The sequence below is a fragment of the Streptomyces sp. NPDC001153 genome, from assembly GCF_053598315.1.
Window position 1 is genome coordinate 30620 of sequence record NZ_JBSFJZ010000001.1, and the last position, 15227, is coordinate 45846.

Annotated in this window: 10 protein-coding genes; 7 read left to right on the forward strand and 3 right to left on the reverse strand. The window is 73.1% G+C overall.

Annotation, left to right across the window (positions count from 1 at the left end; all coding sequences use genetic code 11):
• Window positions 1-26 precede the first annotated feature (26 nt).
• Window positions 27-1262: a DUF4032 domain-containing protein gene (locus tag ACWDEN_RS00145; RefSeq protein ID WP_450856399.1), complete on the forward strand. Its 1236-nt coding sequence runs from the start codon at window positions 27-29 to the stop codon at window positions 1260-1262.
• A gap of 1 nt (window position 1263) precedes the next feature.
• Here the strand turns inward: ACWDEN_RS00145 and ACWDEN_RS00150 are convergent, their stop codons facing one another.
• Window positions 1264-2130: a universal stress protein gene (locus ACWDEN_RS00150; protein WP_351603728.1), complete on the reverse strand. Its 867-nt coding sequence runs from the start codon at window positions 2128-2130 to the stop codon at window positions 1264-1266.
• Window positions 2131-2534: 404 nt separating this feature from the next.
• Between ACWDEN_RS00150 and ACWDEN_RS00155 the strand changes: the two genes are divergently transcribed.
• The 4 genes from ACWDEN_RS00155 to ACWDEN_RS00170 are packed head-to-tail and all read left to right on the forward strand — an operon-like array spanning window position 2535 to window position 9070.
• Window positions 2535-4211, forward strand: coding sequence for an FAD-dependent oxidoreductase (locus ACWDEN_RS00155; protein WP_450856401.1), 1677 nt, complete (start codon window positions 2535-2537; stop codon window positions 4209-4211).
• Window positions 4212-4227: 16 nt separating this feature from the next.
• A complete protein-coding gene (locus ACWDEN_RS00160) occupies window positions 4228-5697 on the forward strand; it encodes an ATP-binding protein (RefSeq protein ID WP_450856403.1) in 1470 nt (489 codons plus the stop codon).
• Entirely contained in the window at window positions 5694-6047 is a 354-nt protein-coding gene (locus tag ACWDEN_RS00165) for a UBP-type zinc finger domain-containing protein (protein ID WP_351603722.1), read from the forward strand. Before ACWDEN_RS00160 ends, ACWDEN_RS00165 begins: the two co-directional genes overlap by 4 nt.
• Before the next feature lie 59 nt (window positions 6048-6106).
• Window positions 6107-9070 carry a helix-turn-helix transcriptional regulator gene (locus ACWDEN_RS00170; protein WP_450856406.1) on the forward strand — a complete coding sequence of 988 codons (2964 nt, stop codon included), beginning with the start codon at window positions 6107-6109 and terminating at the stop codon, window positions 9068-9070.
• 18 nt (window positions 9071-9088) lie between these two features.
• On the opposite strand, the gene ACWDEN_RS00175 is transcribed toward ACWDEN_RS00170, so the two are convergent.
• Window positions 9089-10306, reverse strand: a complete 1218-nt coding sequence (locus ACWDEN_RS00175; RefSeq protein ID WP_450856408.1) for an SGNH/GDSL hydrolase family protein — start codon at window positions 10304-10306, stop codon at window positions 9089-9091.
• A 483-nt stretch (window positions 10307-10789) separates the two neighbouring features.
• Window positions 10790-12577 carry a M4 family metallopeptidase gene (locus ACWDEN_RS00180; protein ID WP_450856410.1) on the reverse strand — a complete coding sequence of 596 codons (1788 nt, stop codon included), beginning with the start codon at window positions 12575-12577 and terminating at the stop codon, window positions 10790-10792.
• A gap of 473 nt (window positions 12578-13050) precedes the next feature.
• On the opposite strand from ACWDEN_RS00180, the gene ACWDEN_RS00185 reads away from it, so the two are divergent.
• Both ACWDEN_RS00185 and ACWDEN_RS00190 read left to right on the forward strand, forming a co-directional pair.
• Window positions 13051-14490 (forward strand): CAP domain-containing protein, encoded by a 1440-nt coding sequence (locus tag ACWDEN_RS00185; RefSeq protein ID WP_351603782.1) that lies wholly within the window; start codon window positions 13051-13053, stop codon window positions 14488-14490.
• Between the two features lie 56 nt (window positions 14491-14546).
• Entirely contained in the window at window positions 14547-15224 is a 678-nt protein-coding gene (locus tag ACWDEN_RS00190; protein ID WP_351603714.1) for an AIM24 family protein, read from the forward strand.
• The last annotated feature ends 3 nt before the right edge of the window (window positions 15225-15227 follow it).

The following is a 15227-nucleotide window of genomic DNA, read 5'->3' on the forward strand; positions in this document are numbered from 1 at the left end:
CCGGTCCGGGCCTTAGGGTTCGTGCCATGGCCTTGCAGATCAGCGCCACGAACCCGGAGCATCCCGCGCTCCTGCTCGCCCTGCCCTGGGACGTGCCCCTGGAGGAGTGGCCCGGGGAGTACCTCGTGCCGCTGCCGAGGGGCATCTCCCGGCACGTCGTGCGGTACGCGCAGGCCGGCGACGAGGTGATCGCCGTGAAGGAGCTGGCCGAGCGGCCCGCGCTGCGCGAGTACGGGCTGCTGCGCGACCTCGACCGGCTCGGCATCCCCGCCGTCGACCCGCTCGCGGTGATCACCGGCCGGACCGACGGCTCGGGCGCCCCGCTGGAGCCGGTCCTGGTCACCCGGCATCTGCGCGGCTCGATGCCGTACCGCTCGATGTTCGAGACGACCATGCGCCCGGCGACCATGCACCGTCTGATGGACGCCCTCGCCGTGCTGCTGGTCCGGCTCCACCTGGCCGGGTTCGCCTGGGGCGACTGCTCGCTGTCCAACACCCTCTTCCGGCGGGACGCGGGCGCCTACGCCGCCTATCTGGTCGACGCCGAGACCGGCGACCTGCACCCGCGGCTGAGCCCCGGGCAGCGGGAGTACGACCTGGACCTGGCCCGGGTGAACATCAGCGGCGAGCTGCTGGACCTGGAGGCGTCCGGTGCGCTGCACCCGTCCGTCGACCCGGTGGAGTTCGGGCACGAGATCTGCACCCGGTACCAGGGCCTGTGGCGGGAGCTGACCCGCACCTCGGTGTACCCGGCGGGCAAGTACCACTACATCGAACGCCGGATCCGCCGTCTGAACGAACTCGGTTTCGACGTGGCCGAGATGCAGATCGAGCACTCCTCGAACGGCGACACGGTCACCTTCGTGCCGAAGGTGGTCGACGCCGGCCATCACCAGCGCCAGCTGCTGCGGCTGACCGGCCTGGACGCCGAGGAGAACCAGGCGCGGCGGCTGCTGAACGACCTGGAGAGCTGGATGGCGACCCAGGACGACCACGCCCCCGGCGATCCCCTCGCCGCCCGCCCGGAGGTCCTGGCCCACCGGTGGGTGCGGGACGTGTTCCGGCCCACCGTGCGGGCCGTACCGCCTCAGCTGCGCGGTGCCATGGACCCGGCCGAGATCTACCACGAACTCCTGGAACACCGCTGGTACCTGTCCGAGCGCGCCCAGCACGACATAGGCCTCGGCACGGCCGTCAAGGACTACATCGAGAACGTCCTGCCCGGGGCGCGGGCCACCCTGGAGCCGGCCGAGGCCGAGTAGCTCACTCGTGCGGGACCACGGCGACCGGGCACTCGGCGTGGTGCAGCATCCCGTGCGCGACCGAGCCGATCCGGGCGCCGACGGCCGTACGGTGCGCCCGGCGCCCGACGACCACCAGCTGGGCCCGGCCGGCCGCCGACAGCAGCACCTGACCCGCGCTGCCCATCTCGACGTGCTCGGCCACGGGCACCTCCGGGAACCGCTCCCGCCAGGGCCTGAGCGCCTCGGTGAGCGCCTGCCGCTCGAGGGGTTCGAGCCCGCCCGCGTCGTCGAGGAGCTTGAGCGAGCCGGGGCTGTAGGCGAAGACCGGCGGCAGGGTCCACGCCCGTACGGCCCGGACGGCAGCGCCGCGGACCGCCGCCGTCTCGAACGCGAACCGCAGGACGGCCGCGCTGTCCTCCGGGTCGCCGTGCTGGCCGGCGACGACGTCCCGCCCGGCGGCCTCGGCCGCCGGCCGGTCCCCGGCGCGCACCAGGACCACCGGCCGGCTCGCCTCCGCGATCACCTGCCGGCCGACCGAGCCCAGCAGGAACCCGAGGACGGGCCCGTGCCCGCGCGAGCCCAGCACCAGCATCTCCGCCTCCGCCGCGGCACGGGCCAGCGCGTGCACCGGCTCGCCCTCGACCACGTCGACGCTCACCGCGAGCCCCGGATGCCGCTCGGAGACGGCACGCACGGCCTCGGACACGCCCTCCGACACCCATCCGTGCTGGGTGTCCCGGTCGGCGGTGGCGAGCGACTCGGCGTACCGCCAGGCGTGCACCACGCGCAGGGCCAGCCCACGGCGTACGGCCTCCCGGCCCGCCCAGTCCAGCGCGGCGAGGCTCTCCCGGCTGTCGTCCACCCCTGCCGTGACCGGGCGTGTCATGCGTGGCCTCCTCGTCGCCGCTCTCGTGGTGCTGGTGCCCACTATCGGACACCGTCGCGCACCGGCACGACGATCTCCTTCACGAGCCGTCGGACGGTTCCCCGGGGGTAGGGGGGCGCGCAGGCTGGGCACGAGGGGCGCGAAGCCCGCCGCGATCGGATGAGGGTCGCCACGGAGGTGTGCGGCGGCCCGGGGATGTTCCGGATGCCCGTGTGTCCGGCGACCGAGACGACGTCCACCGTGGTGGCGATCTTGCCGGCCGGCACGGCGAGCAGCACGGCATGACCGCGCTGCCCGGCGTATGCCAGGGCGAACCGGGCCGATCGAACATACGATGGCTGCGAACCGGTGCGGTGGTCCCCACGACACCGACCCGTGGAACCAACGCTCGGGGTGAGAGACGTATGGCACAGGGCGCCGACGCAGCGCGGACCGTCATCCTGACCGTGGACGACGACCCGGGGGTCTCCCGTGCCGTCGCCCGCGATCTGCGGCGCCGCTACGGCGAGTCGTACCGGATCGTGCGCGCGGAGTCCGGGGAGTCCGCGCTCGAGGCGCTGCGCGAGCTGAAGCTGCGCGGCGACCTGGTGGCGGTGATCCTGGCCGACTACCGCATGCCGCAGATGAACGGCATCGAGTTCCTGGAACAGGCGCTGGACGTCTATCCGGGGGCGCGGCGGGTGCTGCTGACCGCGTACGCGGACACCAACGCCGCCATCGATGCGATCAATGTCGTCGATCTCGATCACTATCTGCTCAAGCCCTGGGATCCGCCGGAGGAGAAGCTCTATCCGGTGCTCGACGACCTGATTCAGGCCTGGCGCACCAGCGCCTACCGGCCCGTGCCCAGCACCAAGGTCGTCGGGCACCGCTGGTCGGCGCGGTCCTCGGACGTGCGCGAGTTCCTCGCCCGCAACCAGGTGCCGTACCGCTGGTACTCGGTGGAGGAGCCGGAGGGGCAGCGGCTGCTGGCGGCCGCCGGGCAGGACGGGCGGCGGCTGCCGCTGGTGATCACGCCGGACGGCGGCGCACTGGTCGAACCGGAGGCGCCCGAGCTGGCGGCGCGGGTGGGTCTGGCGACGACGCCGACGGCCGACTTCTACGACCTCATCGTGATCGGCGGCGGGCCGGCCGGGCTCGGCGCTGCGGTGTACGGGGCCTCCGAGGGGCTCAGGACCGTGCTGGTGGAGCGGTCGGCGACCGGCGGGCAGGCCGGGCAGAGCTCCCGGATAGAGAACTACCTGGGCTTCCCGGACGGCGTCTCCGGCGCCCAGCTCACCGGCCGGGCGCGGCGGCAGGCGGCGAAGTTCGGCGCGGAGATCCTGACCGCCCGTGAGGTGACGGGACTCGAGGTCAACGGCGCCGCCCGGGTCGTACGGTTCGCGGACGGCTCGGCGATCGCCGCGCACAGCGTGATCCTCGCGACCGGCGTGCAGTACCGGCAGCTGGAGGCTCAGGGCTGCACCGATCTCACCGGCTGCGGGGTGTTCTACGGCTCGGCGCTGACCGAGGCCGCCGCCTGCCAGGGGCAGGACATCTACATCGTCGGCGGCGCCAACTCGGCGGGGCAGGCGGCGATGTACCTGTCCCGGGGCGCGAAGTCGGTGACGCTGCTGGTGCGCGGCCCCGACCTGTCGGCCTCGATGTCGCACTACCTGATCCAGCAGATCAACGAGGCGCCGAACATCTCGGTGCGCCCGCACACGGTCGTCGACGCGGCACACGGCTCGGACCACCTGGAGCAGCTGACCCTGCGTCACACGGTGACCGGGGACAGCGAACGGGTCGACGCGCACTGGATGTTCGTGTTCATCGGCGCCGCGCCGCTGACCGACTGGCTGGGCGACGCGGTGCTGCGCGACGAGCGCGGGTTCATTCTGGCCGGGCCCGATCTGACCGCCGACGGGCGGCCGCCGGCCGGCTGGGAGCTGGACCGGCCGCCGTACCACCTGGAGACCAGCGTCCCCGGCGTGTTCGTGGCCGGTGACGCGCGTGCCGAGTCCGCCAAGCGGGTCGCGTCCGCCGTGGGCGAGGGAGCCATGGCCGTGATGCTCGTCCACCGGTATCTGGAACAGTCATGAACGATCAGGAGCAGTCATGAGCGGGCAGATCATGCCGTGCAGCCCCAAGGAGATCGGCTCGCTGTTCCTCTTCGAGAAGCTGAGCTCCGAACAGCTGGGCCGGTTGTGCAGCGAGGGGAAGGTGGAGCTGTTCCAGCCGGGGCCGGTGTACACCGAGGGCGACCCGGCGACCTGCTTCTTCGTGCTGATCGAGGGCACGGTGGTGCTCTCCCGCCGGGTCGGCGGCGACGACGTGGAGGTCACCCGCACCTCGCAGCGCGGGGTGTACGCGGGCGCGATGCAGGCCTACATCGGCGACCGGGTGCAGCAGGTCTACAACAACTCGATGCGGGTGACGGAGCCGACCCGGTTCTTCGTGCTGCCGGCGGACATCTTCGCCGACGTCATGACCGAGTGGTTCCCGATGGCCGTACACCTGCTGGAGGGCCTGTTCTTCGGGTCCAAGCGCGCCCAGGCGGCGATCGGGCAGCAGGAGAGGCTGCTGGCGCTGGGCTCGCTGTCGGCGGGGCTCACGCACGAGCTGAACAACCCCGCGGCGGCGGCCGTACGGGCGACGGCCACGCTCCGCGAACGCGTCGCGAAGATGCGGCGCAAGCTCGCCATGATCGCCGAAGGCCCCTTCTCCCGCGACGCGTTGGCGAGCCTGATCGAGATCCAGGAGCGCACCGCCGAGCGGGTCGCCAAGGCCCCGGTGCTCAGCCCGCTGGAGGCCGCGGACCGCGAGGACCTGCTCACCGACTGGCTGGAGGACCACGGCATCGGTCAGGCCTGGCAGGTGGCGCCGACCTTCGTGCAGGCCGGACTCGACGTCGACTGGCTGGATCAGGTCGCTGCCGCCGTGGACGAGGAGATCCTCGCCGGTGCGATCGGCTGGCTCAACTACACGATCGAGACCGAGCTGTTGATGAACGAGATCGAGGACTCCACCACCCGTATCTCGCATCTCGTCGACGCGGCCAAGCAGTACTCGCAGCTGGACCGGGCGCCCTACCGCGTGGTGGACGTGCACGAACTCCTCGACAGCACCCTGCTGATGCTCTCCGGCAAGATCGGCGCCGGCATCGAGGTCGTGAAGGAGTACGACCGCACCCTCCCGCCGGTGCCCGCCTATCCGGCCGAGCTGAACCAGGTGTGGACCAACCTGATCGACAACGCGGTGTCCGCCATCAACGGCGCGGGCGGCACGGGCACGCTGACCGTGCGGACCGCGCTCGACCACGAGCGGCTCCAAGTGGAGTTCCAGGACACCGGGCCCGGAGTGCCGCCCGAGATCAAGGACCGGATCTTCGACCCGTTCTTCACCACCAAACCGGTCGGCGAGGGCACCGGGCTGGGCCTGGACATCTCCTGGCGGATCGTCGTCAACAAGCACCACGGAAGCCTGCGCGTGGAGTCGGTGCCGGGCGACACCCGCTTCCAGGTGCTGCTGCCGTTGACCGCCGAGACGCCGGACACGTCCATCGAGCGAGCGGAGGAAGCCGTATGAGAAGTGTCGAGGGGTTCGACGTGAACGTCCCGCCCAGCGGCACCGGCTGCGTGGAGTGCGAGGAGGCCGGCGGCTGGTGGTTCCATCTGCGCCGGTGCGCGCAGTGCGGGCACATCGGCTGCTGCGACGACTCGCCCGCGAAGCATGCGACGGCGCATTACCACGCCACGGGGCATCCGGTGATCCAGAGTTTCGAACCGGGTGAGGACTGGTTCTGGGACTACGCCACGGAGGAGCTGTTCACCTCGGGTCCGGGGCTCGCCCCGCCCGACAGCCATCCGGCCGGTCAGCCGGTGCCGGGGCCCGCGGGGCGGGTACCGGAGAACTGGGCGGAGACGCTTCGGGGTTGAGTGCCGAGCGGTTGAGTGCCTACTGGGGCGCTGCTGTGCCCTGCGTGTCAGGATGGGGCGTGTCGCAGATCGCCTTCAGTGCGCCGCCGTTGATCGGGCGGGACGAGGAACTGGCCCGGCTCCTGGGTGTGCTGGAGCGTGTCCGGGGCGGTGCGGCGCGGGCGGTGCTGGTCGGCGGGGACGCGGGGGTAGGCAAGACACGGCTGCTGGACGAGGTCGCGGGGCGGGCGGCGCGGGCGGGGAGCACCGTGGTCACCGGGCACTGTGTGGACCTCGGCGACGTGGGCCTGCCGTATCTGCCGTTCACCGAGATCCTCGGCGTGCTCGCCGCCGACGCACGCTTCTCGTCCGTGCTGGCCGCGCATCCGGCGGTGGACCGGCTGCTGGGCGCGGGCGCCCATCCGGCGGGCGGCCCCGACGGGCGGCTGCGGCTGTTCGAGGACGTCTCGGGGCTGCTGGCCGAACTGGCCGCCGTGGCACCGCTGCTGCTGGTCCTGGAGGACCTGCACTGGGCCGACCAGTCCTCCCGGGACCTGCTGCGCTTCCTGCTCAGCCGGGGCGTGCTGCACCGGCCGGGCGGCGGCCCCGAGCGGCGCCTCGCGGTCCTCGCCTCCTACCGGGCGGACGATCTGCACCGACGCCACCCGCTGCGCCCGCTGCTCGCCGAACTGGTCCGGCTGCCGGCCGTGGAGCGGCTGGAACTGCGGCCGCTGCCCGATCCGGAGGTCGCGCGGCTCGTGCGGGCCCTGGAGGACCGCCCGCTGCCCGAGGCCGTCGTACGCGGCATCGTGGCCCGCGCCGAGGGCAACGCGTTCTACGCGCAGGAGCTGTTCGCTGCGGCTGGCGCGGACGCCGACGGCGTGCCCAGCGGGCTCGCGGACCTGCTGCTGATCCGGGTCGAGCAGCTGACCGAGACCGCCCAGCAGGTGCTGCGCACCGCCGCCGTGGCCGGGCGCCGGGTGGAGCACGACCTGCTGCGCGAGGCGGCCGGGCTCCCCGAGGAAGAGCTGGAGACGGCGCTGCGCGAGGCCGCCGGACGGCAGCTGCTCGTGCCCGGGGACGGCGACACCTACGCCTTCCGGCACGCCCTGACCCGCGAGGCGGTCTACGCCGACCTGCTGCCCGGCGAGCGGTCCCGGCTGCACGGGGCGTACGCCCGGCTGCTCGCCGCCCGTGGCCGCGCCCCGGAGACCGCCGCCGAGCGCGCCCACCACGCGCGCGAGAGCCATGACCTGCCGGGGGCGCTCACCGCCTGCCTGGAGGCGGCCGACCACGCCCGGCGGCTGGGTGCGCCGGCCGAGGAGCTGCGGCATCTGGAGACGGCGCTGGACCTGTGGGCGTCGGTGCCGGCCGAGGAGCGGCCGTCCGCCGACGGGATCGCGCCCGTCACGCTGACCCTGCGAGCCTCCGCAGCGGCCGCGCAGGCCGGGGACTCCCATCGGGCGGTCTCCCTGACGCGGGCCGCGCTCGCCGAGGTCGGCGAGGACGCCGACTCCGTGCTCGCCGCCCGGATCCGCTACACCCTGGCCGGCAACCTGCTCAACGTGGACCGGCTGCAGGCGGCCTTCCGGTACAGCAGCGAGGCGCTGGCGCTCATCCCCGCCGAGCCGCCCTCGCGGACCTGGGTGTGGGCGGCGGCCACCCATGTCATGGCGGCCCGTCACCTCGGCGCGGACGAGACGGCCCTGAGCATCGCCCAGCGCGCCCTGCGCGTCGCCGAGGAGCTGGGCATGGCCGACGCCCAGGCCGATCTGCTGATCTCCCTGGCCAATCTCCAAGGAGGCGGCCGGCGCTCGGCGGAAGGCCAGGAGAAGCTGCGGCGGGCCGGGGAGCTGGCGCGGTCCGCCGGGCACGGTCCGGTGGAGATGCGCGCGCTGTTCAACCAGGCCATCAGCCGTCTGGAGGCCGGTGACCTGGAGGGCTGCCTGCCCCTGCTGGCCGAGGCGCTGGAGCGGGCCCGCCGCACCGGGCTGCTGTCCTCGCCGTATCCACTGGAGATGCGGTATCTCCAGTTGCTGGCGCTGTACACGCTCGGCCGCTGGGACGCGTGCCTCGGCGCGGCGGCCGAGGCCGAGGCCGTGCTGCCGGCCACGGGCGCCTTCGCGGCGGGTCCCGCGCTGTACGTGGCGGTGGCACGGGGCGACGCCGGGGCCGTCGAGCGGGCCGAGGCCCTGCTGGAGGGGCCGTTCAACTGGATGGGCACACTGATCGCCGGTATCGCCCTCACCGACGCGGCCGCGCTGCGCGGTGCCCCGGAGGCGGCCGTGGAGCGGATGCGGGTGACGCTCGCCGCGCTGGGCGACGTCTCGGGGCGGCGGCCCGACGTCACCGTCCGGCTCGCCGCGCTCTGCCTCACCGCGGTCGCCGACCGGACCGTGGAACTGCGACGTGCCGGGGACGCGCCGGCGCTGCGCCGCTGGGCGGACACCGCGACCGAACTGGTGGAACAGGCCCGGGCCTCGGCCGCGGGGGACGAGGAGGGCCGTCCGCAGGGCCCGGAGGGTCAGGCCTGGCTGGCCCGTGCCGAGGCGGAGTGGGCGACGGCCACCTCCGGCCCGGATCCGGCGGCCTGGGCGAAGGCGGTCGCCGCGTTCGCGTACGGCGATGTGTACGAGCAGGCGCGCTGCCGGGTGCGGTACGCCGAGGCGCTGCTGGCCGTCGAGCGGCGCACGGAGGCGGCGGAGCAGACGCGTGCGGCGAGGGCGACGGCGGCCACGCTGGGTGCGGCACCACTGCTGGAGCGGATCGACGGACTGACCCGCCGGGGCCGCCTCACCGCCGCCACCGGGACCGGCACGGCCGGTGCCGCGCCGCTGACCGCACGGGAGCAGGACGTACTGCGGCTCCTCGCGCGGGGCCGCAGCAACCGGCAGATCGGCGAGGAGCTGTTCATCAGCGGCAAGACGGCGAGCGTGCACGTCTCCAACATCCTGGCCAAGCTGGGCGCGGCGAGCCGTACCGAGGCGGTGGCGGTCGCCTACCGCCGGGGGCTGATCGCGCCGGAGCCGACCGGGGCGGGATGAGCCGGCCGGAACCCCCGGTCAGCGGGTGCAGTCGAGGCTGCGGAGGTCGACGGCGTCGGCCAGCGCCCGCATGCCCCTGTCGTCGGGGTGGAGATGGTCGCCGCCGTCGAGGACCGGCCGCAGCCGTGCGGAGTCGTGGGGGCTGCGCAGGGCGCGGTCGAAGTCGGTGACCGCGTCGAACTCCCCACTGGTGCGGATGAATCGGTTCACCCTGCGGCGTACGGCCTCGGTGGCCGGGTCCCACTCCGGCCCGCCCTCGAAGGGGCCGATCGTGGCGGCGACCACGCACTTGCCCGCCGTGTGCACCCGCTCGGCGATCTTCCGGTAGCCGGCGATCAGGTTCTTCGCGGTGACGCCGGTGTGCGCCTTGAGGTCGTTCACCCCCTCGAAGAGGAAGACGGTGCGCACACCGGGCAGGGACAGCACGTCCCGGTTCAGCCGGTGCAGGGCGCTCTGCCCGAGGCCGTCGGCGAGCACCCGGTTGCCCGAGATGCCCTCGTCGGCGACGCCCCGGACGGCCGCGTGGGCTGTGTTCAGGCGCCTGGCCAGGTAGTCGGGCCAGCGGCGGTTCCGGTCCATGGTGGAGCGCCGGCCGTCGGTGAGGGAGTCGCCGAGCGCGACCACGGCTCCGGTGGCCGCTTGGGACGGCCGTACGGACACGGCGTCGAGATACCACCAGGAGCGGGTGGTCCGCGTCCAGTCGGTGCCGCGCTCCTCGGCGGTGTGGTCGCCCCGCCCGGTGTACGAGGTCTGCAGCGCCAGCCAGTGGCCGGTGGCCGGCCCTGCCGCGGCCGGGGTGTGCAGGCTGACGACCAGATCGGTGCCGGCGTGCAGACGGCCGGGCAGCGGGTCGCTCCAGGCGGTGGCGCCCGCCGGGACGGTGACCGTACGAACGCCGCCGAAGGTCAGTCGCCGGTTGCTGCCCGGCCGCAGGGCGGCACCCTTGCTGCGCACTCCGGCGTAGACGCTGTCCACGGTCAGCGGCCGCTCGCCGAAGGCGTTGCTCAGGCGGACACGCGGATCGTCGCCGCCGACGCTGGTGTGGACGATCAGCCGGTAGTCCTCTCCGGCGGTGCCCTCGCCCATGCGGTCGGCGCTCGCCGCCCAGGTGACGACCCCGGAGGCCCGCTCGGCGGGCGCGGGCGGAGGGGCTGCCCGGGCGGGCGCGGGCTGGCAGACGACGGCCGTGAGCAGGACGGCGGCGACGCGGCGGACGCGTCCGGACCGGCCGGTCATCGGGCGAGGTCCCGCGGTGTGACGGACCCGCCGGGTCGCATGGGGACCGTCCGGGTCGTGCCTGCGTATCCCACGCAGGTCAGGTTCCCGCCGACACCGGGGAATCACACGTCGGTGGCCTGCGGTCCGGAGGGTACGGGATGGGCGACCGGCTGCTGTCCTCCGGGGGGCGAGCGAGTGGCACGCGGTCGCCGGGAACGAAGCCGGCGGGCGCAGAGCGCCGGCCGTGGGTGGTCGCGCGGTGGGCCGGCGGTCGCGGCGCGGTCGGTGTCACGGCCGGTCCCGCCGCCGCACGGTGAGTGCCGGACCGGGACCCGCACCAGCCGCCGGCGTGGGTGACGCCCAGGGCGTCGTCGGGCGGGCCGAGGCGCGAGGGCGGCGCCCAAGGCCGTGGTTCCGGGCGGCGGTCGAGGCGGTCCGGGCCGCCTCCGGACATGCGGATGCCCCGCGCGAGGCGGGGCATCCGGTGGTGCGGCGGCCGCGTCAGTGACCGGCGGCCGGCGTGTTGGCGGCGGTGACGTTGACCGCGGCCCACGCCTTGTCCACCGTCTTGTACTCGGTGCTGTTCGCGCCGTACAGGTCCTTGGCCGCCTTCAGCGTCGCGACGCGCGCGTCGTGGAAGGAGGTCGTGGAGACCATGTAGCGGGTGAGCGCACGGTAGAAGATCGCGGTGGCCTTGGCCCGGCCGATGCCCTTGACCGTGGAGTGGTCGTAGGTCGGCGAGTCGTAGGCGACGCCGTTGATCGTCTTCTTGCCGCTGCCCTCCGCGAGGAGGTAGTAGGCGTGCGAGGAGACACCGGACCCGGCGTGCACCTCGGTGTAGTAGGTGTCCGGCGACCAGTAGTCGATCGTGCCCTCGAGCTTGTCGAGCGACGGGTGGTCCAGGCGCCGCAGGAACTTCTGGGCGAGGCCCAGCTTCTCGCCGATCAGGTAGTCCGGCGTGTCCTTCGGGTTGTTGGCGTAGAACTCGACGTTGGAGCCGAAGATGTCCGCGAGCGACTCGTTCAGCGCGCCGGGCTCACCGTACTGGTTGCCGTTGGAGTCGACGTAGGTCGGCTGCAGCTTCGCGGTCGCGTCCACCACGCCGTGCGTCAGCTCGTGGCCGGTGACGTCGAGGACGACGAGCGGCTTCTTGAACGTCTGGCCGTCGCCGTCGCCGTACAGCATGCAGGTGCAGGTCGGGTCCCAGAAGGCGTTGGCGACCTTGTTGCCCCAGTGGACCATGCCCTGGGCGGCCTTGCTGTTGTTGGCTATGCCCTTGCGCCCGAAGGTGGCCTTGTAGAAGTCCAGGGTCTTGGTGATCCCGTACTGGGCGTCCGCGGCGGCGCTGGCCCGGTTGCCGGTGGTGCCGTTGCCCCACACGTCGGTCGTGTTGGTGAACGCCGTGCCCGTGCTGAACTTCTCGGTGGTGCTGCCCTTGGCGTCGCGCGTCTCGGTGCCGTACCGGCTCGGGTCCTTGAGCTGGTAGTGGCCGCGCGAGGTCTGCGTGGTGGTCAGGCCGACGCTGCCCACGAAGAGGGTCTTGCCGGTGCCGTTGGCGGCCGACGGGTAGCGCGTGGCGCCGGAGACTCCGGAGCCGAGCAGACCGGCCTGCGGGGAGGCGGTGCCGATTCCGGTGGCCGGGTCGATCGTCTCGCCGTGCTTGCTCAGGTTCTCCAGCAGCTTCGGCGACAGGAACTCGTCGCTGTCGGGCGTGTTGCTGCGCACCTTGCCGGTGACGGCGTCGACGACGACGGTGTTGGTGCCGTTCTCGTCGGTGACGGTCACCTGGTAGGCGAGGGCGGAGGAGCCGCCGCGCGCGTCGACGACCAGCTGGGCGGAGCCCGCGTCGCCCTTGGCGGCCTGGGCGGCCTTGGCGGCGGCCTGGTCCGCGGTCAGAGTGGCCTTGGTGGTGGCCGGCTCGACGGCGTGACCGGCGGCGCGGGTCACGCCGGTGTAGGCCAGCGTGTGGTCGAGGTGGACGATGAGGTCGCCGCCGAGCACGGGCATGCCGTCGTGCGTGCGGGCGAAGCGGACGTGCCGGGCGCCCTCGGGGTCGAGCATCACGTCCTGCGCGTGCAGTTCGTCGCCCTGGGAGACGCCGGTCGCCGAGGCGTGGGCGAAGGCCGCGGTGCGCGCCGCCTCGACCACCGCGGTGGCGTTTGTGGTGGTGGACGCCGAGGTCCGCTCCGCCCCCGTGGAGGGACCCGCGAAAGCCGTACCGGCCAGACCCGTGGCAGCGGTCGTCACAGCGATGGCGACGGCGACACTGCGTATGTGAGGTCTACGCAAGGATCAGGGTTCCTTCGTTCTGAGGCAGCCGGGGTCACCAACCGCCTTGACACATGACGCTGTTCCGCGTCACGGGGGCTGGTCGGGCCCCAAGGCGTAACCCTTACGGATCGGTCATGTCCACGTAAAGATGGAATGATCCATTTCACGACCTTCTAGGGCAATCCTTTGCAAATGCGCGGCACAGAGCGATCACTTGCTGACCAACTGTGTGTCGGCTGTGGAGACGTCGACTCAATCCCCCAGGTTCCAAGGCCGGAATGTGACCGAGGTCGCATCAGACCTCGTGCCGCGCTGTCGCTCCTCGCGGTCCCGTCGCGGCTGGCGACAGAAGTCCCGCACCAACGCCCCCGGCGCCGCGTGGATGCGGCGTTCCGCGGAAGGAAGCTGAGCGGCGGCGACTGACTCCGCCCCCCGGCATGGCTGGAACCATCTGATGAGCGCGGGGCGTTGTCCTTGATGTGACGAGCGAGTTGGTGCCTGGCGGTAACGTGCCACTACCGGGCGGCGTGGTGCTGCTTCGGGTGGCCGGCCCGTTCGACGTGTCCGCGCTTGTCACCGGGGCGGACGGCAAGGCCGGGTCCGACGCCGACTTCGTGTTCTACAACCAGCCTCGGGCGGCGGGCGTACGACTGCGCGGTGACACCCTGGCCGTCGAGCCGGCCCTGCTGCGCGGTGGCGCCACCCGGGTCACCGTCGTGGTGAGCGCGGCCGAGCCCGGGACGCCGCTCGGGCGGCTGCCCGGTCCCCGGCTCGAGGTCACGGACGGCTCCGGGCGTACGGTGGCCCGGTTCGTGCCGCCCCGCCCGGGCCCGGAGACCGTGCTGCTGCTCGCCGAGGTGTATCTGCGGCCGGGCACCGGCTGGAAGCTGCGGGCGATCGGGCAGGGGTACGCGGACGGACTGGCCGGGCTCGCCCGGGACTTCGGGGTACAGGTCACGGACGACGGCGGCCACACAGCGCCCCACCGCCCCCATGGGCGCACCGCGACTCCCTCGCCCCGCTCGGCACCTGCGGTCCACAGCGCCCGGCCCACCGCAGCGGCGCCTCCCGTACCGCCGACCGACCCGGGCTCACCGTCCAGCCGACCCACCACGGCCAACCCACACCCCCCGTCCAGCCGGCCCACGGCGGCACCCGGCGTCGCGGCCGACGGCTTTCTCCAGCTGGTCAACTCGGCCCGGACGCAAGCCGGTTCGCCGTGCGTCGCGGTCGATCCCCGTCTTCTCTCCGCCGCGCGGGCGCATGCCCGGGCGATGGCGGAGGCGGGACGGCTCGGCAGTGAGGGGCGGGACGGTGTGTCGGTGTATCAGCGGATCGGCGCTGCGGGGTACGCGTACGTCAGCGTCGGTGAGCATCTCGTGTCGGGGCCGCGCAGCCCGGCGGAGTTCGTGGAGTACCTCCTCGGTTCGGCGTCCTCCCGGCGCACCCTGCTCGACCCGGCCTTCCGGCATGCCGCCCTGGCCCATGCCGGCGCCGGCCACCGGTACTGGACCGCGCTGTGGGCCGCTCCGCTCACCCCGGACGCGCTGTCGCGTACGGCCGCCGAGGTCGTCGCGCTCACCAACACCGAGCGCGGCCGGGCCGGCCTGCCCCCGCTGGCGGCGGACCCACAGCTCACGGCCGCCGCCCGGGCGCACTGCGCGGACATGGTGACCCGCGACTTCTACGACCACATCGCGCCGGACGGCTCCCGCCCCTGGGACCGGGCCGCCGCGGCGGGGTACCGCGGGCGCACGATCGGCGAGAACATCGCCTGCGGCCAGCGCTCCCCCGCCGAGGTGGTGGACGGCTGGATGAACAGTCCCGGGCACCGCGCCAACATCCTCAAGCGGGATTTCGGTCATATCGGCATCGGCTTCGCGGGTGGCGGCCGGGCGGGCACGTACTGGGCCCAGCTGTTCGGTGGCTGAGCGGGCACTTTCCGTAATCTTGGCGGAATCACATCCTCCGGGACACGATGCCCCGCATGAAGGGTGATCTCTTTTCCAGTGAGCACGTGGTGCAGCCGGCCGTCGAGCCGGGCATGTCCGTCGAGAACGCCAAGTGCATCAAGTACGCGGTGAACGGAGAGATGTACGCCCGCCAGGGCGCGATGATCGCCCATCGCGGCAGCCTCAGGTTCGAGCGCAAGGGGCAGGGCGTCGGCGGCATGCTGAAGCGTGCGGTCACCGGTGAGGGGCTGCCCCTCATGGCGGTGCGCGGGCAGGGTGAGGCCTGGTTCGCGCACGAGGCGCAGAACTGTTTCATCGTCGAGGTCGAGCCCGGCGACGAGTTCACGGTCAACGGCCGCAACGTGCTGTGCTTCGACGCCTCGCTGTCGTACGACATCAGGACGGTGAAGGGTTCGGGCATCGCAGGGGGCGGTCTGTTCAACAGCGTGTTCAGCGGGCAGGGCCGGCTCGGTCTGGCCTGCGAGGGCAACCCGCTGGTCATCCCGGTCTCCGCGCAGGCCCCGGTGTACGTCGACACGGACGCGGTGGTCGGCTGGACGGCACACCTGCGGACCTCGCTGCACCGCTCCCAGTCCATCGGCTCGATGCTGCGCGGCGGTTCCGGCGAAGCGGTGCAGCTGATGCTCCAGGGAGAGGGCTTCGTCGTGGTGCGTCCGAGCGAGCTGACGCCGCAGAAGGCCCAGCAGCACTGAACC

Bases quoted from the DNA above. Each gene is read 5' to 3' on its own strand.
- ACWDEN_RS00165 (WP_351603722.1), top strand. From the start codon at position 5,694: ATGAGAAGTGTCGAGGGGTTCGACGTGAACGTCCCGCCCAGCGGCACC.
- ACWDEN_RS00160 (WP_450856403.1), top strand. From the start codon at position 4,228: ATGAGCGGGCAGATCATGCCGTGCAGCCCCAAGGAGATCGGCTCGCTG.
- ACWDEN_RS00175 (WP_450856408.1), bottom strand. From the start codon at position 10,306: ATGACCGGCCGGTCCGGACGCGTCCGCCGCGTCGCCGCCGTCCTGCTC.
- ACWDEN_RS00190 (WP_351603714.1), top strand. From the start codon at position 14,547: ATGAAGGGTGATCTCTTTTCCAGTGAGCACGTGGTGCAGCCGGCCGTC.
- ACWDEN_RS00145 (WP_450856399.1), top strand. From the start codon at position 27: ATGGCCTTGCAGATCAGCGCCACGAACCCGGAGCATCCCGCGCTCCTG.
- ACWDEN_RS00150 (WP_351603728.1), bottom strand. From the start codon at position 2,130: ATGACACGCCCGGTCACGGCAGGGGTGGACGACAGCCGGGAGAGCCTC.
- ACWDEN_RS00155 (WP_450856401.1), top strand. From the start codon at position 2,535: ATGGCACAGGGCGCCGACGCAGCGCGGACCGTCATCCTGACCGTGGAC.